The sequence below is a fragment of the Aquibium microcysteis genome (assembly GCF_014495845.1).
Taxonomy (GTDB): Bacteria; Pseudomonadota; Alphaproteobacteria; order Rhizobiales; family Rhizobiaceae; genus Aquibium; species Aquibium microcysteis.
Genome location: NZ_CP061080.1, coordinates 2,272,506 through 2,292,906, shown reverse-complemented (window position 1 = coordinate 2,292,906; position 20,401 = coordinate 2,272,506). Strand labels below are relative to the sequence as shown.

Annotated in this window: 23 protein-coding genes; 15 read left to right on the top strand and 8 right to left on the bottom strand. The window is 66.9% G+C overall.

Annotation, left to right across the window (positions count from 1 at the left end; all coding sequences use genetic code 11):
- Nucleotides 1–3: 3 nt before the first annotated feature.
- Nucleotides 4–2,052, top strand: a complete 2,049-nt coding sequence (locus tag IAI54_RS10650; protein WP_187972315.1) for an NADH:flavin oxidoreductase — start codon at nucleotides 4–6, stop codon at nucleotides 2,050–2,052.
- Here IAI54_RS10650 and IAI54_RS10645 read toward each other — a convergent pair whose 3' ends face one another.
- Entirely contained in the window at nucleotides 2,053–4,095 is a 2,043-nt protein-coding gene (locus tag IAI54_RS10645) for a putative bifunctional diguanylate cyclase/phosphodiesterase (RefSeq protein ID WP_187972314.1), read from the bottom strand.
- Between the two features lie 276 nt (nucleotides 4,096–4,371).
- On the opposite strand from IAI54_RS10645, the gene IAI54_RS10640 reads away from it, so the two are divergent.
- The 5 genes from IAI54_RS10640 to tdh all read left to right on the top strand — a co-directional run bounded on the left by IAI54_RS10640 (nucleotide 4,372) and on the right by tdh (nucleotide 8,554).
- On the top strand, nucleotides 4,372–5,589 hold the full coding sequence (locus IAI54_RS10640) for an acyl-CoA dehydrogenase (RefSeq protein ID WP_187972313.1): 1,218 nt from the start codon (nucleotides 4,372–4,374) through the stop codon (nucleotides 5,587–5,589).
- A gap of 101 nt (nucleotides 5,590–5,690) precedes the next feature.
- Entirely contained in the window at nucleotides 5,691–6,881 is a 1,191-nt protein-coding gene (locus IAI54_RS10635) for a glycine C-acetyltransferase (RefSeq protein WP_187972312.1), read from the top strand.
- A 42-nt stretch (nucleotides 6,882–6,923) separates the two neighbouring features.
- The gene (locus tag IAI54_RS10630; RefSeq protein ID WP_187972311.1) at nucleotides 6,924–7,181 is read left to right on the top strand and encodes a ribbon-helix-helix domain-containing protein; all 258 of its coding nucleotides are present in this window, start codon (nucleotides 6,924–6,926) and stop codon (nucleotides 7,179–7,181) included.
- On the top strand, nucleotides 7,181–7,498 hold the full coding sequence (locus tag IAI54_RS10625) for a type II toxin-antitoxin system RelE/ParE family toxin (RefSeq protein ID WP_187972310.1): 318 nt from the start codon (nucleotides 7,181–7,183) through the stop codon (nucleotides 7,496–7,498). The genes IAI54_RS10630 and IAI54_RS10625 overlap by 1 nt, the downstream gene beginning before the upstream one ends.
- A gap of 21 nt (nucleotides 7,499–7,519) precedes the next feature.
- On the top strand, nucleotides 7,520–8,554 hold the full coding sequence (gene tdh, locus IAI54_RS10620; protein ID WP_187972309.1) for an L-threonine 3-dehydrogenase: 1,035 nt from the start codon (nucleotides 7,520–7,522) through the stop codon (nucleotides 8,552–8,554).
- Between the two features lie 3 nt (nucleotides 8,555–8,557).
- Here the strand turns inward: tdh and IAI54_RS10615 are convergent, their stop codons facing one another.
- The 4 genes from IAI54_RS10615 to IAI54_RS10600 form a co-directional block, all read right to left on the bottom strand.
- Nucleotides 8,558–8,959: a type II toxin-antitoxin system VapC family toxin gene (locus IAI54_RS10615; protein WP_187972308.1), complete on the bottom strand. Its 402-nt coding sequence runs from the start codon at nucleotides 8,957–8,959 to the stop codon at nucleotides 8,558–8,560.
- The gene (locus IAI54_RS10610; protein WP_187972307.1) at nucleotides 8,960–9,217 is read right to left on the bottom strand and encodes a type II toxin-antitoxin system Phd/YefM family antitoxin; all 258 of its coding nucleotides are present in this window, start codon (nucleotides 9,215–9,217) and stop codon (nucleotides 8,960–8,962) included. It lies immediately after the preceding gene.
- Between the two features lie 99 nt (nucleotides 9,218–9,316).
- On the bottom strand, nucleotides 9,317–9,883 hold the full coding sequence (locus tag IAI54_RS10605) for a lipocalin family protein (protein ID WP_187972306.1): 567 nt from the start codon (nucleotides 9,881–9,883) through the stop codon (nucleotides 9,317–9,319).
- 64 nt (nucleotides 9,884–9,947) lie between these two features.
- Nucleotides 9,948–10,406 (bottom strand): MarR family winged helix-turn-helix transcriptional regulator, encoded by a 459-nt coding sequence (locus IAI54_RS10600; protein ID WP_187972305.1) that lies wholly within the window; start codon nucleotides 10,404–10,406, stop codon nucleotides 9,948–9,950.
- A gap of 108 nt (nucleotides 10,407–10,514) precedes the next feature.
- Between IAI54_RS10600 and IAI54_RS10595 the strand changes: the two genes are divergently transcribed.
- The 5 genes from IAI54_RS10595 to IAI54_RS10575 all read left to right on the top strand — a co-directional run bounded on the left by IAI54_RS10595 (nucleotide 10,515) and on the right by IAI54_RS10575 (nucleotide 12,774).
- Nucleotides 10,515–11,528 (top strand): fumarylacetoacetate hydrolase family protein, encoded by a 1,014-nt coding sequence (locus IAI54_RS10595; protein ID WP_187972304.1) that lies wholly within the window; start codon nucleotides 10,515–10,517, stop codon nucleotides 11,526–11,528.
- Between the two features lie 66 nt (nucleotides 11,529–11,594).
- Nucleotides 11,595–11,888 carry a hypothetical protein gene (locus IAI54_RS10590; protein ID WP_187972303.1) on the top strand — a complete coding sequence of 98 codons (294 nt, stop codon included), beginning with the start codon at nucleotides 11,595–11,597 and terminating at the stop codon, nucleotides 11,886–11,888.
- A gap of 30 nt (nucleotides 11,889–11,918) precedes the next feature.
- Entirely contained in the window at nucleotides 11,919–12,173 is a 255-nt protein-coding gene (locus IAI54_RS29205; RefSeq protein ID WP_338021496.1) for a DinB family protein, read from the top strand.
- A 54-nt stretch (nucleotides 12,174–12,227) separates the two neighbouring features.
- Entirely contained in the window at nucleotides 12,228–12,482 is a 255-nt protein-coding gene (locus IAI54_RS10580) for a BrnT family toxin (protein ID WP_187972301.1), read from the top strand.
- Entirely contained in the window at nucleotides 12,469–12,774 is a 306-nt protein-coding gene (locus IAI54_RS10575; RefSeq protein ID WP_187972300.1) for a BrnA antitoxin family protein, read from the top strand. Before IAI54_RS10580 ends, IAI54_RS10575 begins: the two co-directional genes overlap by 14 nt.
- A gap of 118 nt (nucleotides 12,775–12,892) precedes the next feature.
- Here the strand turns inward: IAI54_RS10575 and hppD are convergent, their stop codons facing one another.
- Entirely contained in the window at nucleotides 12,893–14,005 is a 1,113-nt protein-coding gene (hppD, locus tag IAI54_RS10570; RefSeq protein WP_187972299.1) for a 4-hydroxyphenylpyruvate dioxygenase, read from the bottom strand.
- A 147-nt stretch (nucleotides 14,006–14,152) separates the two neighbouring features.
- Here hppD and IAI54_RS10565 point away from each other — a divergent pair, with 147 nt between their 5' ends.
- From IAI54_RS10565 to IAI54_RS10550, 4 genes are all read left to right on the top strand, one after another.
- A complete protein-coding gene (locus IAI54_RS10565; protein WP_187972298.1) occupies nucleotides 14,153–14,614 on the top strand; it encodes an Lrp/AsnC family transcriptional regulator in 462 nt (153 codons plus the stop codon).
- Nucleotides 14,615–14,782: 168 nt separating this feature from the next.
- Complete coding sequence (locus IAI54_RS10560; RefSeq protein ID WP_210321233.1) at nucleotides 14,783–15,832, top strand: TRAP transporter substrate-binding protein; 1,050 nt, start codon at nucleotides 14,783–14,785, stop codon at nucleotides 15,830–15,832.
- 262 nt (nucleotides 15,833–16,094) lie between these two features.
- Nucleotides 16,095–16,736: a TRAP transporter small permease gene (locus tag IAI54_RS10555; RefSeq protein WP_235679320.1), complete on the top strand. Its 642-nt coding sequence runs from the start codon at nucleotides 16,095–16,097 to the stop codon at nucleotides 16,734–16,736.
- Nucleotides 16,733–18,055, top strand: coding sequence for a TRAP transporter large permease (locus IAI54_RS10550; protein WP_187972296.1), 1,323 nt, complete (start codon nucleotides 16,733–16,735; stop codon nucleotides 18,053–18,055). Before IAI54_RS10555 ends, IAI54_RS10550 begins: the two co-directional genes overlap by 4 nt.
- A gap of 119 nt (nucleotides 18,056–18,174) precedes the next feature.
- Here IAI54_RS10550 and IAI54_RS10545 read toward each other — a convergent pair whose 3' ends face one another.
- On the bottom strand, nucleotides 18,175–19,941 hold the full coding sequence (locus IAI54_RS10545; protein ID WP_187972295.1) for a SulP family inorganic anion transporter: 1,767 nt from the start codon (nucleotides 19,939–19,941) through the stop codon (nucleotides 18,175–18,177).
- 105 nt (nucleotides 19,942–20,046) lie between these two features.
- On the bottom strand, nucleotides 20,047–20,382 hold the full coding sequence (locus IAI54_RS10540) for a protein tyrosine phosphatase family protein (RefSeq protein WP_187972294.1): 336 nt from the start codon (nucleotides 20,380–20,382) through the stop codon (nucleotides 20,047–20,049).
- Between the last annotated feature and the right edge of the window lie 19 nt (nucleotides 20,383–20,401).

Genomic DNA, 20,401 nt, shown 5'->3' with positions numbered 1-20,401 from the left:
CCCATGTCCTCGCCCAACGATCCGCTCCTCCAGCCCTACCGTCTGAAGCATCTCACGCTGAAGAATCGGGTGATGTCGACCAGCCACGAGCCGGCCTATTCGGAAGATGGCATGCCGAAGGAGCGCTACCGGCTCTATCATGCCGAAAAGGCCAGGGGCGGCATGGCGCTGACCATGACGGCGGGATCGGCGCTGGTCTCGCGCGACAGCCCGGCCGCCTTCGGCAACCTGCAGGCCTATCGCGACGAGATCGTGCCGTGGCTCGCCGAACTCGCCGACGCCTGCCACGAGCACGACTGCAAGGTGATGATCCAGCTCACCCATCTCGGCCGCCGGACGGGCTGGAACAAGGCCGACTGGCTGCCGGTGCTGTCGGCCTCGCCGGTGCGCGAACCGGCGCATCGCGCCTTCCCGAAGGAGGCCGAGGACTGGGACATCGAGCGGATCGTCGCCGACTACGCCGCGGCGGCGCAGCGCTGCCAGGCGGCCGGGCTCGACGGGATCGAGTTCGAGGCCTACGGCCACCTGTTGGACCAGTTCTGGTCGCCCGCCACCAACCGGCGCGAGGACGCCTATGGCGGATCGCTCGACAACCGAATCCGGTTCTCCATGCAGGTGCTTGATGCCGTTCGGCAATCGGTCGGCCCGGACTTCGTCGTCGGGATCCGGATGGTTGCCGACGAAGACTGGGACAGGGGGCTGTCGCGCGACGAGGGCGTGGAGATCGCACGGCGGATCGTGGCGTCCGGCAAGGTCGACTTCCTCAACATCATCCGCGGCCATATCGAGACCGACGCGGCGCTGACGGACGTCATACCGATCGCCGGCATGCGCTCCTCGCCGCATCTCGATTTCGCCGGGGAGGTGCGGGCGCAGGCGAAGATTCCCGTGTTCCACGCCGCGCGCATCGCCGACGTGGCGACGGCTAGGCACGCCATCGCGACGGGCAAGCTCGACATGGTCGGCATGACCCGCGCCCACATCGCCGACCCGCACATCGTCGCCAAGGTGATGGCCGGAGCGGAGCATCGAATCCGGCCCTGCGTCGGCGCGACCTACTGCCTCGACCGCATCTACGAGGGCGGCGAGGCGCTGTGCATCCACAATGCCGCGACCGGGCGCGAGGCGGCGATCCCGCACGTGATCGCGCGCACGGAGGGCGCGGCGAAACGGTTCGTCGTGGTGGGGGCGGGCCCAGCGGGACTTGAGGCCGCGCGTGTCGCGGCCGAGCGCGGGCATCATGTGACGGTTCTCGAAGCCGCGTCGCAGGCGGGCGGGCAGATCCGGCTCGCGGCGCTCAACCCGCGCCGGAAGGACCTGATCGGCATCATCGACTGGCGGCTCGCCGAGCTGGATCGGCTCGGCGTCGACATACGCACCGACGTCTGGGCCGAAGCGGACGACGTAATGGCGCTCTCGCCGGACGTCGTCGTGGTGGCGACTGGCGGTCTTCCGCAGCTGCCGGAACTGGAGGAAGGCTCCGACCTCGTCACCTCGAGCTGGGACCTGATCGCGGGCGCAGCCGCGCCGGCCGAGCGCATTCTCGTCTACGACGACAACGGCGGACATCCGGGCATGACGGCTGCCGAAGTGGCGGCCGTCGCCGGTTCATCGGTGGAACTCGTCTCGCCCGAGCGCTTCTTCGCGCCCGAGATGGGCGGCATGAACCACGTGCCTTACATGGCGGCCTTTCACCGGCACGGCGTGCAGGTGACCATCAACACGCGGCTCGTCTCGGTTCGCCGCGACGGAAACATGCTGGTGGCGGTGCTTGGATCGGATTTCGCGAAAGGCTGGCGGGCGGAGCGGCGCGTGCAGCAGGTGGTCGCCGAACACGGCACGGCACCGAACGCCGATCTCTACCATTCGCTGAAGCCTGCCTCGCGCAACCGCGGGGCCGTCGACTACGAGCGGCTCGTCAAGGGCGGGGAGGTGTTTCCTGCCCGTCATCCGGACGGCCTCTTCACGCTGTACCGCATCGGCGACGCGGTCGCGTCCCGCAACATCCACGCGGCGATCTACGACGGCATCCGCCTGACGCTCAGGGCCTGATCAGGCGGCATCGCGGCCGTTCTCTCCCGTGTCCGCGTCGCCCCTGCGCAGGCTCGTTGCTCCCCCGGCCAGCCAGGCCGACATCGCATCTTCGGGCATAGGAAAAGCGATGCCGAAGCCCTGGACTTCGTCGCAGCCGAGCGCGGCGAGTTCGGCGAGTTCGGCGTCCGTCTCCGCCCCCTCTGCGATGATGCCGATCCCCAGCCGGTCGGCGAGGTCGATCACGGCGCGCACGATATGGGCGTTCTGGTCGTTGTCCTGAATGTTCTGGACGAAGCGCCGGTCGATCTTGATGCGGTCGATCTGGCGCGGATCGACATGCGTCAGCGAGGCGTAGCCGGTCCCGAAGTCGTCGAGCTCGAGATGGACGCCGGCGGCGCGGATCGTCCGCAGGGTTGCCGCGATGCCGGTCTTCTCGTCGTCGAGAATGACCGACTCGACGATTTCGAGAGCGAGCCGGTGCGGCGGAAGCCCCGTCTCCGCCAGCGTGTCGAAGAGAAAGCGCGCGAAATCCTGCTGCGCCAGTTCGCTGCCCGAGGCATTGAGCGCCAGGCGGCCGAACTGGAGGCCCTGCTTGTGCCAGCGTGCGGCCGCAACGATCGCCTCGCGAAAGACGATGCGGCCGATGGCGGGCATGAGGCCCGATTTCTCCGCAATCGGCAGGAAGATGGCGGGAGACACGAAATCGCGTCCCGGAGGATGCCAGCGGACCAGCGCCTCGATGCCCGTCACCGCCCCGTGCCCGAGCGAGACCTGGGGCTGGAAGCGCACCGCGAAATCGCGCCGCGCGATCGACATCACGAGTTCGCGCTCGATCTCCTTGCGTTCCTCCAGTTCGCGCCGCAGCTCTCCGTTGAAGAAAGAGAAGGCGCCGCCCCCGGACTTCTTGGCAGCGTAGAGCGCGACGTCGGCGTGGTTGAGCAGCTCCGACGGTTCGCGCCCGTCCTCCGGGAAGAAGGCGATGCCCGCGCTGGCGCCGGCGTGGATGGTCTGGCCCTCGAACTCGATGGGCTGGTTGATCAGGCGAAGAATCCGCTCCGCCGTCGCCGCCACGCCTGCATCGTCGAGGGCGTGCGGGACGATCACCACGAACTCGTCGCCGCCGAGGCGGATGCAGACGTCGTCCGATCCTCCGGCACGCCGCATGCGCTGCGCCGTCATCGTCAGCACGTGGTCGCCGGCAGCATGGCCCAGGGTGTCGTTGATCTGCTTGAAGCGGTCGAGGTCGAACTGGAGAACGGCGAGCCGGTGACCTCGGGTCGCGGCCTCTTCGAGGAACGTTCCGAAGCGATAGTTCAGGAACACCCGGTTGTGGAGGCCGGTCAGGCCGTCATGGATGGCGTTGTGGGCCATGGCGTTGCGGGCTTCGACGAGCTGGTCCGTGCGTCGTCCGATCAGGAGGGCCATCGGCCTGAAGATGAACGCGGCGACGAGCACGAGGACGAAGAGCGTCGCCGCGAACAGGGTCCGGTGCGCGGCGACGAGGCGGGACAGATGGTCACGGGACAGGATCGAGAGGCGATCGCGCAGAGCCGAGTATCCATCCATCGTCGCCGTGGCGAGCCGCTCGTCCATCTGCGCCCGTTCCTTGCCCCCGCGATAGACGAGCCGACTCGTCACGGGTGCGTTCTCGGTCTGCAGCGAGGCGATGAGCCGCCAGCTGTTGGCGGCCAGTCCGTCGGTGAAGTATTCGAGATGAAACGGCTTCGCGTAGAGGATGTTCTCGATCGTGCCGGCTTCCAGCCTTGCCGCGGATTCCGGCACGGCCTTCGTCTCGGACAGCAGTTCGGCATAGTTGCGCTCGAACTCGATCGTCGCCTGCCGGAGAGCGAGCACGATGGTCGACTGGCGCTCCGGTGCAGCGCGCTGGGCGGCGTTGGCGAGAAACACGATCCGCTGGGACAGGGCGCGCTGCGTTTCTGCGATGGAAACCCGATGCTCCTCGCGCTGCTGCGCACCGATCATGTGGTTGAGCAGTATGAAGGACGCAAACAGCATGGATGCGATGATCACCAGTGCCGCCACGTAGGCCCTCTGGATCATCTTTACCGGCTTTCGCAGGACTGCGGCCGAGCCCGTTCTGAACATCGTGCGCTTGGCCCCCGCCCCGGCGCTTCCTCGAGGTTCGACGCTAGCCCGCGACGGTTAACCGGTGGATAGCGAATGATCGAAAGCGGAACCTCGCCGCGCCGACTTCCGGCCATGGTTACCGAAAGCTTCCGGCCTGCGGATTTCGGCGCCAGGGGAGGAGGCGTCTTTCCCCGCCGGGTCTCCTTGCTTTAAAGAGGGTCCGGACAACACCTGACGAGGACCAGATCGATGAACATCCAGAAGCCCGTCTCGAAGGAGGCGCTCGCCGCCTTCGCCTGGGAGGACCCGTTCCTTCTCGACGACCAGCTGTCGGAGGACGAGCGCATGGTGCGCGACGGGGCGGCGGCGTTCTGCGCGGACCGGCTGGTCCCGCGCATCGAGGCGGCGTATCTGGGCGAGACCACCGATCCGGCGATCTTCGCCGAGATGGGCGCGGCCGGGCTCCTCGGCGTCACCGTGCCGGAGGCCTATGGCGGGCTCGGCGCCGGCTACGTCACCTACGGGCTGGTCGCGCGCGAAGTGGAACGCATCGATTCGGGCTACCGCTCGATGATGAGCGTGCAGTCCTCGCTGGTCATGTATCCGATCCAGGCCTACGGCTCGGAGGCGCAGCGGCAGAAATACCTGCCGAAGCTCGCCTCGGGCGAATGGATCGGCTGCTTCGGCCTGACCGAGCCGGACGCCGGCTCCGACCCGGGCGGCATGAAGACGCGGGCCGAGGCGATCGACGGCGGTTACCGCCTCTCCGGCTCCAAGATGTGGATCTCCAACGCGCCGATCGCCGACGTGTTCGTGGTCTGGGCCAAGCTCAGGGGCGCCGACGGCAAGGACGAGATCCGCGGCTTCGTGCTGGAAAAGGGCATGAAGGGCCTGACCGCGCCGAAGATCGAGGGCAAGCTCTCGCTGCGCGCGTCGATCACCGGCGAGATCGTGATGGCGGGCGTCGAGGTTTCCGAGGACGCGCTGCTGCCCAACGTGTCCGGCCTGAAGGGACCGTTCGGCTGTCTCAACCGGGCGCGCTACGGCATCTCCTGGGGTGCGATGGGCGCGGCCGAGGACTGCTGGCTGCGGGCGCGCCAGTACGGTCTCGACCGCAAGCAGTTCGGCCGGCCGCTGGCGGCCACGCAGCTCTACCAGAAGAAGCTCGCCGACATGCAGACCGAGATCGCGCTCGGGCTGCAGGCGTCGCTGCGGGTCGGGCGGCTGATGGACGCGGGCAGGATGGCCCCGGAGATGATCTCGATCGTCAAGCGCAACAATTGCGGCAAGGCGCTCGACATCGCCCGCCAGGCCCGCGACATGCATGGCGGCAACGGCATCCAGATCGGCTACCACGTGATGCGCCACGCGCAGAACCTCGAGACCGTCAACACCTACGAGGGCACGCACGACGTCCATGCGCTCATCCTCGGCCGGGCGCAGACGGGCATCCAGGCGTTCTTCTGAGGCGGGCGGCGGGCGGGGCGGTGGCCGCGCCCGTCGCATTTGCGGTAGCGCCGGGCGATCGGCGGGGCGATGATCGGTCGTCATCCAGGAGCACGCGCGCCATGAACAAGGCCTACCTTTCGCATCTCGCTGTCGAACTCGAGGGGCTGAAGGCGGCAGGGCTCTACAAATCCGAACGCATCATCACGTCGATGCAGTCGGCCGAGATCGCGGTCGCCGGCGGCGCCAAGGTGCTCAATTTCTGCGCCAACAACTATCTCGGTCTCGCCGATTCGCCTGAACTGCGCGAGGCCGCGAAGGCGGGGCTCGACCGCTACGGCTACGGCATGGCGTCCGTGCGCTTCATCTGCGGCACGCAGGAGGAGCACAAGCAGCTGGAAGCCCGGATTTCCGGCTTCCTCGGCTTCGAGGATACGATCCTCTACGGCTCCTGCTTCGACGCCAATGGCGGCCTGTTCGAGACACTTCTGTCCGAGGAGGATGCGGTGATCTCGGATGCGCTGAACCACGCCTCGATCATCGACGGCGTCCGGCTCTCCAAGGCGAAGCGTTTCCGCTATGCCAACAACGACATGGCAGCGCTGGAAGAAGAGCTGAAGAAGGCGGAAGGCTGCCGCTTCAAGATGATCGCCACCGACGGCGTCTTCTCGATGGACGGCATCATCGCCAATCTCGGCGGCGTCTGCGATCTGGCGGATAAATATGGCGCGATGGTCATGGTCGACGACAGCCATGCCGTCGGCTTCGTCGGCGCGCATGGGCGCGGCTCGGCCGAGCACTGCGGCGTCGAGGGCCGCGTCGACATCGTCACCGGCACCCTCGGCAAGGCGCTCGGTGGCGCGTCGGGCGGCTATACGGCGGGGCGGCGCGAGGTGGTCGACTGGCTGCGCCAGCGCTCGCGGCCCTATCTCTTCTCCAACACGCTGATGCCCGCCATCGCCGCGGCCTCGCTGAAGGTGCTCGACATCGTGGAGCAGGGCGACGACCTGCGCGCGAAGCTCCGCGCCAACGCCGAGCGCTTCCGCGCCTCCATGACGAAGCTCGGCTTCACGCTCGCCGGCGCCGACCACCCGATCATCCCGGTGATGATCGGAGACGCCGCACTTGCCGGCGCGATGGCGGAGAAGATGCTGGCGCGCGGCATCTACGTCGTCGGGTTCTCGTTCCCCGTGGTGCCCAAGGGCCAGGCACGCATCCGGACGCAGATGTCGGCCGCGCACAGTTTCGCGGACATCGACCGGGCGGTGGCGGCGTTCGACGAGGTGGGGCGGGAGTTGGGGATCGTCGGTTGATGTGCGACATTATTCCAGATATCGTCGCTTGAGGAGGTCACGATGTCAGATGTGATGAACCTGAACGTTCGCATCAGCGGATCGCTGCGCGATTTCGTCACCGAGACGATCTCTGATGGCGACTACGAGAGCGTCAGCGAATATGTCCGAGACCTTATCCGTCGTGACAAGGAACGGGCCGAACACGAGGCGATGGAGGCCATGAAGGTCCGGTTGCAGGACGCGTTCGCCGTCGCAGACAGCGAATACGAGTACCTCTCCGCCGACGACATCCGTCGGCGCGCGTTGGCCGCTCGATAGTGAGGAAATATTTCATCCAGCCGGCAGCGTCGGCTCGGCTGGAAGAAATCTACCGCTACAGCCTTCAGCAGTTCGGTAAAACCCAGGCCGACAGATATCTGGATGGTGCGTTCGCGCGGTTCGACGACATCGCCGAAAGAAAGGTGACCTGGCGGCGCATTCCCTCGGAGTTCGGTGTCGACGGTTTCTTCACGCGGTACCAGAGCCATTTCATCTTCTGGAAAATGCGGGCCGATGGCGAGGTGGCGATCGTCGCGATTCTCCACCAGCGGATGGACCTTGCGCGCCGGTTGCAAGAGGATGCGTCGGAACCCTGAATGACGCGGTGGAGCAGACCAATGTCCAATATGATGCGCGCCCTCGTGAAGGCGAAGGATGAGCCCGGTATCTGGATGGAGGCCGTTCCGATCCCAGAGATCGGCCCCAACGACGTGCTGATCAGGGTGAGGAAGACGGCGATCTGCGGCACCGACGTCCACATCTACAAGTGGGACGACTGGGCGCGCAGGACCGTGCCGGTGCCGCTGGTGACGGGACACGAGTTCGTCGGTACCGTCGCCGATTTCGGCTCGGCGGTGACCGGCTACCATGTCGGGCAGCGGGTCTCGGGCGAAGGTCACATCGTCTGCGGCCAGTGCCGCAACTGCCGGGCGGGCAGGGGGCATCTGTGCCGCAACACGCTGGGGGTCGGCGTGCAGCGGCCGGGCGCCTTCGCCGAATATCTCTGCCTGCCGCAGCACAACGTCGTGCCGATCCCCGACGACATCCCCGACGAGATCGCCGCGATCTTCGACCCGCTCGGCAACGCCGTGCACACGGCGCTGTCGTTCGATCTGGTGGGGGAGGACGTGCTGGTGACCGGCGCGGGGCCGATCGGCATCATGGGCGCGCTGGTGGCGCAGGCGGTGGGCGCGCGCAAGGTCGTCATCACCGACATCAACCCGACCCGGCTGGACCTCGCGCGCAGGCTCGGCATCCGCCACGTGGTCGACGCCTCGAAGGAGAAGCTCTCCGACGTGATGCGCCAGGAAGGCATGCGCGAGGGCTTCGACGTGGGGCTCGAAATGTCGGGCTCGGCGGTCGCCTTCCGCGACATGATCGACGCCATGAACAATGGCGGCAGGATCGCCATCCTCGGCATCGCGCCGACCGGCTTCGAGATCGACTGGAACAAGGTGATCTTCAAGATGCTGACGCTGAAGGGCATCTACGGCCGCGAGATGTTCGAGACCTGGTACAAGATGATCGCGCTGGTGCAGGGCCCGCTCGACGTCTCGGGCCTGATCACCCACCGGCTGGCCGTCGGCGACTACATCGAAGGCTTCGAGGCGATGAAGAGCGGCAACTCCGGCAAGGTGGTGCTGGACTGGTGAGGATCAAGCGGTGAAGGCGCAGCCTTCGGCCGCGGCCGCCGCGGCAAGGCGCGTGTCGAGGGTGGCGAGGGGAAGCCGCCGACGCGTGGCGAGTTCGAGGTAGGCGGCGTCGTAGGCCGTGAGGGCGTGCCGGCGTGCAAGCAGCACAATCCCGCTTCCATTGTCCGCGGCGTCGACCAGATGCGGGAGGGCGGCGATCTTCTGCAGCGCCAGGGCCGTCTGCGCGGCCGCCAGGCGGCCGCGTCTCTCGTTGACCACCAGCACGTTGCGAAGCTCGTGCCAGAACAGGTCGGGCACGACCATTCCGAGGCGAACGCCGCCGTCGAGCACACGGTTGGCATAGTCCGAGACCTCGTCGGGCAAGGCCCAGCAGGCGGCGACGGAACTGTCGACGACGATCGCCACTTATCTGCGGCCTTCTTCCCGGGCGGAGAGGATGTCGGCGAGCGTGATGTCCGACGCGGGAAGCGACCTGCGCCACGCCTTCAAATCCTCGACCGCGACGTCGGCCGCAGCCGACCGGGCAGAGCCGGGCTTCGCCTCCGGCACCAGCCTTGCCACCGGCCGTCCGTCACGGGTAATCACAATCGTCTCGCCGCGCTCGACGTCGTCGAGCAGATCGACCAGTTGCGGCTGCAGTTCGGAGGTGCGGACTTCGCGCATGGCGTCAGGATAGGCCAGCCGGCGTAGGGGGTCAAACTCCTCGGGACGTCGCAGGACCTTGTGCAGCGGCGGGCCACCGCCGCCGCACCCCCTGCAGCCTCAGTGGCCTTCCGCCTCGTAGTTCTGCGGCGGCTGCGCGGTGTTGCTCAGGCGTGCGGGATCGAGGCCAGCCGCCTGCATGGCCGCTTCCGCCTCGGCGCGAACCTCTTCAGACACGTCCGGCGACCGGGCGAGGATCCAGCCGAAGCCTTCGCCCGGGCCTCGCACCACCGCCCAGGCGTACTGGTCCCCCTCCTTGGGGCCGACCGCCTCGATGACGTAGTTGGCGCCTTCCTCTTCGGGCGATTGCGGGAAGTCGACCTTCAGCCGGCGGAAGCCGTCGCCGACGGTTTCGGCTGTGCCCTCGACACTGTTGACCGTGCCATCCGGGAGGTCGCACCGGTTGACGACACCGATCGCTCCGTCCTCCTCGATCACATAGGAGGCGGTGACGCCGCCGTCGCACTGGTCCTGGAAGGGAGCGGGCGTGCGGGCGATCTCGTACCAGAGGCCGGCATAGGCTTCCGGCTCGATGGCCTCGCCGGCACCGGTCGAGCCGGTCTCCTGCGCGAAGGCGGTTGTCGTCAGGGCGACCAGGGCTGCCGCTTGGAGAATCGTGCGTTTCATCAAAAACCTCGCTTGTCTGGCGTCAGGTCTCGAAACCGAACGCGACGGCGAATGTTCCGATGCTCTACCGACCGCCGAAGCGGCGCTCGATTGCCGCCAGGCCTACGGACAATGCCTCCCGTTCGGCTGGAGCCAGCATCGTGAGCAGATCCGACTCGAAGCGGCGGGCGAGCGGAACGATCTCGGCATAGGCCCGCTCGCCGGCCGGCGTCAGTGCCAGCCGTTCCACGCGGCGGTCGTCGGGATCGGTCTCCCGCTTCAGCCAGCGTCGCTCCTCGAGCGCCGTCACGGCCCGGCTCACCTTGGTCTTGTGCATGGCGGAGTCGCGGCCGACTTCGGTCGCCGTCATCGTGCCGTGCTGGCCGAGCGAGGCGAGCAGCCGCCATTCCGGCCGGGTGAGACCGTAGCGCGTCCGGTAGATGGTCTGGAAGTCGCGGCTCACCGCCTCCGCCAGCCGGTTGAGGCGGTAGGGGAGGAAATTCTCCAACTCCAGACTTGCCGCTTCGACGGCGCCATGCTCCATCTGATGTTCCATTGGGCGTTGATGGTTACAAAGTCGACGGTTACCGATGCAACGAAATCGGCGGCGGGTCAAACCGCCGACCGCGACAAGATCCAGGGAGCGAACCGGGTGAAACTCGCGACATTGAAGAACGGCAGGCGCGACGGACGGGTGGTCGTCGTGTCCAGGGACCTGACCCGCTGTACGGACGCCTCGTTCCTGGTGCCGACGCTTCAGGCCGCGCTGGACGACTGGACGCGAATCGCGCCGCATCTGGAAGCGCTCGCCGAGAGCCTGGAGCATGGCGCGGTGCCTTCGGAGCGATTCCACGAGCACGACGCGCTGTCGCCGCTGCCGCGCGCCTACCAGTGGGCGGATGGCTCGGCCTACGTCAACCACGTCGAGCTCGTGCGCAAGGCGCGCAACGCGGAGATGCCCGAGACGTTCTGGACCGACCCGCTGATGTACCAGGGCGGCTCCGACGCGTTCCTGGCGCCGCGCGATCCGATCCGGATGGCCGACGAGGCCTTCGGCATCGACATGGAAGGGGAAGTGGCGGTCGTGGTCGACGACGTGCCGATGGGGGCGACGCGCGATGAAGCCGCTGCCGCCATCCGGCTGGTCATGCTGGTCAACGACGTCTCGCTGCGCGGGCTGATCCCGGCCGAACTCGCCAAGGGCTTCGGCTTCTTCCAGTCGAAGCCGTCCTCGGCCTTCTCGCCGGTGGCCGTCACGCCGGACGAACTCGGCGCGGCCTGGGACGGCGGCAAGATCCATCTGCCGCTCTGCGTCGATCTCAACGGCAAGCCTTTCGGCCGCGCCAATGCCGGCATCGACATGACGTTCGATTTCCCGACGCTGGTCGCGCATGCCGCCAAGACGCGGCCGCTCGGCGCAGGCGCCATCATCGGCTCGGGCACCGTGTCGAACAAGCTCGAAGGCGGTCCGGGCAAGCCGGTGGCGCAAGGCGGGGCGGGCTTTTCGTGCATTGCGGAAATCCGCACGATCGAGACGATCGAGACCGGCAGGCCGGTCACCCCCTTCATGCGTTTCGGCGACGTGGTCCGCATCGAGATGAAGGATGCGTCGGGCCATTCGATCTTCGGCGCGATCGAGCAGACGGTGGAGAAGTACGAGCACTGACGACATCGCCGCCTTGCCCGGGCCTCGTTCGCCGCTAAGGTGACGCAGGCAGGGGAGGAGGCGGCAATGGACGTCGGCGCGTGGTTCTATATCGTTTCCGGCGTCTGGGCGGCGGGAATGCTCGCCGTCTTCATCCAGGCGATCCGGCTGAGCTACCGAATCGAGAAGCGATCCGCGGCGCTGCGCAACGAGACGGGGGTGCCGCGCTATGCGGCGATGCCTTTCACGGTGACGAACTGGCGCGTCTCCCGCGACGGCGAAACGCAGGCGCTGCGCCGCCGGATGCTGCAGCTGCTCGGTCTCAACCTCGCGGGCTTTGTCGTGTTCGGCGGCATCGTGCTCGCGGCGCTGCCGGCCTGAGCCATCTCGCGCGCCGCACACATGCGCCGGATGGCGCGGAACAACCGCTGGTCCGACGACCGGCCGTGCCGGGCCGTTCTCTCGCTACAACCCGGCGAATTCGAAGCGCCTCGGACGAGCGTCTTCCCGGCGATCGCGGAGACGCTCAACCACATGCTGGTGGTGGACCAGCTGCATGCAATGCTGGCGAAGCCGCCGCGCCTCGACCAATTCCCGCTCGACTTCGACAGGCCTGTCCGCCGTGCCGAGATGGTGCGGCCGGGGATGGCCGAGAGGGGCGGCTGAGCGGAGAGGCTTGCGAGCGGGATGGAGAGGGGCTATTTATCGTAGGTACGCAATATGCGGATCCTGTGGGACGAACCGAAGCGACTGGCGAACATCGACAAGCATGGCCTCGACTTCTCCGCCCTGACCGAGGACTTCTTCGCGTCGGCGGTGATCCGGGTCGCGCGGGGCGAACGCTATCTCGCGGTCGGGGAACTGAGCAGTTTCTTCGTCGCGGTCGTGTTCCGGCCGCTTGGAGCGGAAGCCCTTTCCGTGATCAGCATGCGGCCGGCCAACAGGAAGGAGACACCGCCATATGACGCCTCGTAAGCTTCAGGCGGAGTTCAAGCCCGGACGCGGCTACAGCCGCGAGGATTGGGACGCGGTCTCCGACAACCCCGAATGGACCGAGGAGGATTTCGCCCGGGCGCGGCCGTTCGCGGATGTGTTCCCCGAACTCGCCGCCAGCATCCGGCGCGGGCGGCCGCCGGTGGAGAACCCCAAGAAGCAAGTGACGCTGCGGCTCGATGCGGACGTCGTCGAGCGCTTCCGGGCCGGCGGGCCGGGGTGGCAGAGCCGCATGAACGAGGCACTGCGCAAGGCGGCCGGCCTCGCGGATTGACCCCGGATCCGTCGGCCTCGCATCGGCACCGCACCCCGGTACCTGCGGCGCCGGCCGGCATGCGTGAAAACGGGGCCGGCGTTCCTCCGCACCGGCCCCGCATCCCCTCCGGCCGACGCTATTCCGCGGCTTGCGCGCTGATGATGCCGCGGCGGATCTGGTCTTCCTCGATCGACTCGAACAGGGCGCGGAAATTACCCTCGCCGAAGCCCTCGTCGCCCTTGCGCTGGATGAATTCGAAGAAGATCGGGCCGATCACGGTCTTGGAGAAGATCTGCAGCAGGATCCTGGTCATGCCGCCGTTCACCACGCCTTCGCCATCGATCAGGATGCCGTGCGTCTTCATCCGCTCGATGGGTTCGTCGTGGCCCTGCACGCGGTCGTGCGAAAGGTCGTAATAGGCATCCGGCGGACCGGGCATGAATTTCAGCCCGTTGGCCGCCAGCCGATCGGTCGCGTCATAGATGCCGTCGGTGCCGACGGCGATGTGCTGGATGCCTTCGCCCTTGTATTTCTTGAGGTACTCCTCGATCTGGCTGGTGTCGTCCTTGGACTCGTTGAGCGGGATGCGGATCTTGCCGCAGGGCGAGGTGATGGCGCGGCTGACGAGGCCGGTGATGCGGCCGTCGATGTCGAAATAGTGGATCTGCGTGAAGCCGAAGAGCTCGCGATAGAAGGCCCACCACTTGTCCATGTTGCCGCGGTAGACGTTGTGGGTGAGGTGGTCGAGATAGTAGAATCCGACTCCGGCGGGCTTCGGGTCACGCGCCCCGAGCCACTCGAACTCCGCGTCGTAGGCCGAGCCCCTGTTGCCGTAGCGGTCGACGAAATAGAGCAGCGAGCCGCCGATGCCGACGATGGCCGGGACGTCGAGCGCCTTGTCGCTGCCCGTATACGGGGTGGCGCCCCTCGAGACCGCATGCTCGAAGGCCTTCCGCGCATCGACGACGCGCCATGCCATCGAGGGCGCGCAGGGTCCATGGTCCTCGACGAACCGCATCGCATGCGAACCCGGCTCCGCATTGACGACATAGTTGATGTCGCCCTGGCGCCAGACGGTCACGTCCTTCGTGCGGTGCTTCGCCACCGCCACGTAGCCCATGCGGGCGAACAGTTCGGCGAGCTTCGCGGGCTCCGGATGGGCGAACTCGACGAACTCGAAGCCGTCGGTGCCGGCGGGATTCGCTTCCGTGATCGTGGCGGGCGGCGCGTCGTGCGGGAAGGGACCCATGTCATCCTCCTTGGCTGAGCTGGATTTTCGGCAGGAGCCGAGTTTCATCAGGATAGACGGATATGGATGCACGAGGGTTGCAAACTGGCTCCGCAGATGCTGTCCTCATGCACGGAACGTGCATGACAACGGGGAGTGCCGCGCAGCATGAACGGACTCGACGGTTTTGACCGCAAGATCGTGGCGCTGCTCCAGATGGATGCGCGGCTGACGAATGGGGAGCTGGGCGAGCGGGTGAACCTCTCGGCGTCGCAGTGTTCGCGCCGGCGCCAGAGGCTCGAAGAGGACGGCTACATCCGCGGCTATCGGGCCGTGCTCGACCGCGAGAAGATGGGCTTTCCACTGGTCAACATCATCTCGGTCACCCTCGCCACGCACAACCGCGACAACGCGCGGCGCTTCGCCGACCTGCTCGCCCGCCTTCCCGAGGTGCAGGAGGCGCATGCACTCACCGGGGAAATGGACTACGTGCTCAAGGTCGTGACGCCGGATCTGAAGTCGCTGTCGGAGTTCGTGAACGGGGTGCTTCTGCCGCATGAATCGGTGCAGCACGTGAAGACGGCGATCGTCCTGGAAACGCTGAAGGAGGGCGGCGGACTGCCGGTCTGAGGTGCGGCCAAGGCGGCCCGCGGGGCAGGAATGGCCCAGAAAAATGTTACGAACTTTCTGGGTGTAGCCGCTTTATTGTTACCCGTTTTCGGGTAAGCTGCGCTGGACCGCAAGCCGGTCATGGCCGATGCTCGCGCCCGCGGGTTCGTACAGCAATGGGAGGAAGAATTGAAGGCATTCACTTGGAAGTCGCTGGCGCTCGCCGGCGCAGTCGCCGCCGCATCCTGGGTGTCGACGGGGGCGAGCTTCGCCCAGGAGGTAACCCTCAAGCTGCACCAGTTCCTGCCCGCGCAGGCCAACGTCCCGAAGCTCGTGCTCGACGTCTGGGCCGACAAGATCGAGGCGGATTCGGGCGGCCGCATCAAGGTCGAGCGCTATCCCTCGATGCAGCTCGGCGGCACGCCGCCTCAGCTCATCGACCAGGCGATCGACGGCACGGTCGACGTCGTCTGGACGGTGGTCGGCTACACGCCGGGCCGCTTCCCGCGCGTCGAGGTGTTCGAGCTGCCCTTCATGATGACGAATGCCGACGCGACCTCGCGCGCGTATTGGGATCTGTTCGAGAAGGAGATGAAGGACACCGACTTCAAGGACGTCCACATCGTCGGCACCTGGGTGCACGGCCCGGGCGTCATCCACAGCAAGACGCCGGTGGCCAAGCTCGAGGACATGAAGGGCCTCAAGCTGCGCGCGCCGACCCGCATCATCACCGGACTGCTCGGCGAGCTCGGCGCCACCGCCGTCGGCCTGCCGGTCCCGGCCGTGACGGAGGCCCTGTCGAAGGGCGTGATCGACGGTGCCGTCATTCCCTGGGAAGTGACGACCGCTCTCAAGGTGCCGGAGCTCGTCAACAACCACACCGAGTTCGGCGGCGACCATGCACTCTACTCGACGGCCTTCGTGCTGGCGATGAACAAGGACCGCTACGAGAGCCTGCCCGACGACCTGAAGAAGGTGATCGACGACAATTCCGGCCGGGAGTTCTCGGCCTTCGCCGGCAGCACGCAGGCCGGCGCCGACGGGCCGGCCCGCCAGATCGCGGTCGACCGCAAGAACAACATCATCACCCTCGATGCAGCGGAAGTCGCCCGCTGGCAGGCAGCCGCCCAGCCGGTCTATGACAAGTGGGTCGAAGAGGTGAAGGCCAAGGGAGTCGACGGTCAGGCGCTGATCGACGAGGCCCGCGCCCTGATCGACAAGTATACGAAGGCCCAGTAAGGCGCGAACGACCGGTTCGCCGGCGGGGCGGGCAGCGATGCCCGCCCCCTCGCATGACGGGGACCGTCGGCGCGGCAGCGCCCGCCTTGCGTCGCTGCACCGCTATCTGCTTCGTCGTCGGCGATCATCGTTGCACGACAAACCTCGGCGTGGCATCTAGCGATGTCGGAGCCGCTTGGTTATTGTTCATAACAATGGTCCGGCACAGTGCCGTCCGCGGGCAGCGACCCCGACGGCCGGACCGAAGGGTGGGAGGTGCAGCGTGGCCGTTTCGAGGTTCATCCATGGGCTGGCGCGCCTGATGGCGATCCTGGGAGGGATCGTGCTCGGCCTGATCACGATCATGACGGTGATCAGCATCACCGGCCGGGCCATCGTCACGATCGCCTTCATCTTTCCCGGCTCGGTCTTCCACTATCTGCCGTTCTTCGACGGCATCCAGCTCTGGCTGCAGTGGCTGGTGGCGCAGGAGTGGAACGCCTTCGGAGCGACCTTCAAGGTCGGGGCCGTCCCGGGCGATTTCGAACTGGTCGAGGCGGGCACGGCCTTCGCCGTCTTCGCTTTCCTGCCCTGGTGCCAGCTCAACCGGGGCCATGCCACGGTGGACCTCTTCACCAGCTACCTGCCCGCGAGCGCGAACCGCTGGATCGACCTGCTGGCTGAAACGCTGATGACGATCGTCTTCATCGTGCTGGCCTGGCGGCTCTGGGTCGGGATGATGGACAAGATCCGCTACGGGGAAACCACCTTCATCCTGCAGTACCCGGTGTGGTGGGGCTTCGCGTCGGCGATGGTCGGCGCGGTGGTGTGCGTGATCGTCTCCTTCTACATGACCGGCGTTCGCGTGCGTGAAGTCGCCACCGGCCGCTCCAGTTTCGCGCCGACGCATGGGGGCATGCATTGAGCAATCTCGAAATCGGGATCTGGTCTTTTCCGGTCCTCCTCATCCTCATCTTCCTGCGGCTGCCGATCGGTCTGGCCATGCTGCTGTGCGGCATGGTGGGGACGTGGCTCGTCACCGGCAACTGGAACCCGATCCTGGCGAAGCTGAAGGCCGAGACCTATTCGACCTTCTCCAGCCACTCGCTCTCGATCATTCCGCTGTTCCTGCTGATGGGGCAGTTCGCGGGGCTCGGCGGCATGTCGCAGTCGCTGTTCAGGGCCGCCAATTCATGGCTCGGCCATCGCAAGGGCGGCGTCGCCATGGCGGCGATCGGCGCCTGCGCCGGCTTCGGCGCGATCTGCGGCTCCTCGCTGGCCACCGCTGCAACCATGGCGCAGGTGGCGCTGCCGGAGTTGCGCCGCTACGGCTATTCGGGCGCGCTGGCGACCGGCACGCTGGCGGCCGGCGGAACGCTGGGCATCCTGATCCCGCCGTCGATCGTGCTGGTGATCTACGCCATCCTGGCCGAGCAGAACATCGCCAAGCTGTTCCTGGCGGCTTTCGTTCCAGGCATCCTGGCGGCCATCGGCTACATGATCGCGATCTCGATCTACGTCCGGCTCTATCCGGAGTCGGCCGGCGACAGTCCGCGCCAGCCCTATCGCGAACGCTTCAAGGCGATGTTCGACGTGTGGCCGGTGCTGCTGGTCTTCTTTCTCGTCGTCGGCGGCATCTATTTCGGCTGGTTCACGCCGACCGAGGCCGCGGCCATCGGCGCGGCCGGCACCGGGCTGATCGCCCTGATCAATGGCGGCCTCACCCGAAAGACCTTCGTCGATTCGGTGCTGGCGACGGCGGTGGCGACCGCAATGATCTTCTTCATCGTCTTCGGTGCCTCGATCTACAACGGCTTCCTCGCCCTCTCGCAGGTGCCGCAGCAGATCGCCGCCATCATCGTGGAATCCGGCTTCAATCCCTGGGCCGTGCTGGTGACGATCCTTCTGCTCTATCTGGTGCTCGGCTGCGTGATGGACTCGCTGTCGATGATCCTGCTCACCATCCCGATCTTCTTCCCGATCGTCTCTGCGCTCGACTATGGCCTCGGCCCTGAGGAGTTCGCCATCTGGTTCGGCATCATCGTGCTGATCGTCGTGGAGGTCGGGCTGATCACTCCACCCGTGGGCATGAACCTCTTCGTCATCAACTCGATGGCGAAGGACACGCCGATCTCGGCCACCTATCGCGGCGTGACGCCCTTCGTCATCAGCGATCTGGTGCGCACGGTGATGCTGGTGCTGTTCCCGGCGATCTCGCTGTTCCTGCTGCGGTGGCTCTACTAGCAGCCTGAAGGCGCTTCCGCCGCGATCGAGCGGCGGTTCCGGCAGACAACGGTCGTGCACCCTTCGGAGCACGGCCGTTCGTCAGTTCGCGGCACTGTCGTGCAACCGGCTTGCCGGTGCTACTGCGCGGCGAGCGGCGCCTGATCGCCCGGCCCCGGCCCGGCCAGTTCGCACATCGCCATGTGGTGCGACAGGAACACCTTGCCCGACAGGTGCTCGAGGAAGTCGGTGCGCCTGAGGGCGTCCATGACCGGTCCCTTCACTTCCGACAGGTGCAGTTTCACGCCCATGTCGGTCAGACGGCGGTCGATCGCCTCGAGTGATTCCAGTGCGCTCATGTCGATCAGATTGACCGCAGGGCAGGCGAGAACGACGTGGCGGATGTCGGGGCGCGTCGCGACCAGATCGTAGACGTAATCCTCCAGATAGCGCGCATTGGCGAAATAGAGGCTCTCGTCGACGCGCAGCGAGACGATGCCGGGTTGGGTGATGACCGCGTGACGCCTGACGTTGCGATAGTGCTCCGTGCCGGGCACCCGGCCGACGATCGCCATGTGCGGTTTCGACGTCCGGTAGAGGTGGATGAGGATAGACAGCACCACGCCCACGGATACGCCGATCTCGACCCCGAGCGACAGCGTGGCGAGGATGGTGGAGGCCACCGCTATGAAGTCGGGCTTCGAGTACGCCCAGGTCTTCTTCAGGATCGAGAAGTCGATCAGCGACAGCACGGCCACGATGATGGTGGCCGCGAGAGTGGCCTGCGGCAGGAAGGCCAGCAGCGGAGTCAGCAGCAGGGTCGCGACGGCGAGGCCGACGGCCGTGAAGGCGCCGGCTGCCGGCGTCTCGGCGCCGGCGTCGAAATTGACCACGGACCGGGCGAAGCCGCCCGTCACCGGATAGCCGCCGGTGAAGGCCGCGGCGACGTTGGATGCGCCAAGGCCGATCAGTTCCTGGTCGGGGTCGATGCGCTGGCGCTTGCGTGCAGCGAGCGTCTGCGCGACCGAGACCGATTCGACGAAGCCTATGAGCGAGATCAGCGCGGCCGGTCCGATCAGGGCGAGGACGAGGTCCGGCGCGAAGGAGGGCAGCGAAAGCGGCGGCAGGCCCTGCGGCACGGTGCCGACGAGCTTCACCCCCGCCGCGCCGAGGTCGAGGCCCCAGGCGGCCAGCGTCGTTGCGGCGACGGCCGCGACCGGACCGGCCTTGGCGAGGATGTCGGCCAGCCGCGGCCGCAGCCCCGCGCGGGAGAGAAGCGGTTTCAGCCCCTTCCGGACCCAGAACAGGAAGGCGGTGGAGACGACGCCGATCGCGAGCGTGATCGGATTGGTGCCGGCGATGCCCGAGATCAGCGAGATCAGGAGGTCCAGCAGGTTGTGGCCATCGGCCTGGATGCCGAAGATGTGCTTCAGCTGGCTTGCGGCGATGATGATGCCGGACGCGGTGATGAAGCCGGAGACGATCGGATGCGACAGCAGGTTGGCGAGAAAGCCCAGCCGGAAGACGCCCATCAGGATCAGGAACACGCCCGACAGGAAGGCGAGCGTGATGGCGGCCACGACGTAGCCGGCGGTTCCCTGCGCGGCGACGGCGCCGACGGAGGCCGCGGTCATCAGCGAGATGACGGCCACGGGACCGACGGCCAGCGCGCGGCTCGTGCCGAAGATCGCGTAGGCGACGAGCGGGAGGATCGATGCATAGAGTCCCATCTCCGCCGGCAGGCCCGCCAGCAGCGCGTAGGCCAGCGACTGCGGGATGAGCATGATCGTGACGATCACGGCCGCGACGAGATCGTTGGTCAGTGCATCGCGATCATAGGTCCGACCCCAGGCGAGGATCGGCAGATAGGCTTTCCAGCTTCGCCGCGCGGACTTCGGGGTCGTCATCGGTTGTCCTTCCCGCGTTGCATGGCTCCGCCGTCGCGTGCGCGGATGCGCACGCGCCCTGTCGTCGCCAGGACCGGTCGAGAGCGGCGGTGACCGCCGTCCCGCTCAGCCGTTCATCTGCTGGACGAGGCCGTAGAGGTTCATGCAGCGGCCACCGGTGCGGCAATAGGCCAGAACCGGGGTCGGCAGCGCCTTCAGCGCGGCAGCCATCTCGCGGACATTGTCCTCTGTGATGGCGCCCGAGACGACTGGGATGAACCGGAACTCCAGGCCCGCCGCCTTCGCGGCCTGCTCGACCCGGTCATGCGGAACGGCACCGTCTTCCGAATCGGGCCGGTTGCAGACGATGCTCCTGAAACCGGCCTTGGCGATCGCCGGCACGTGCTCGGCCGCGATCTGGGGCGCGACGGCGATGTCGTCGTTGATCCTGCGGATTTCCATTTGCTCGATCCCTTGCGAG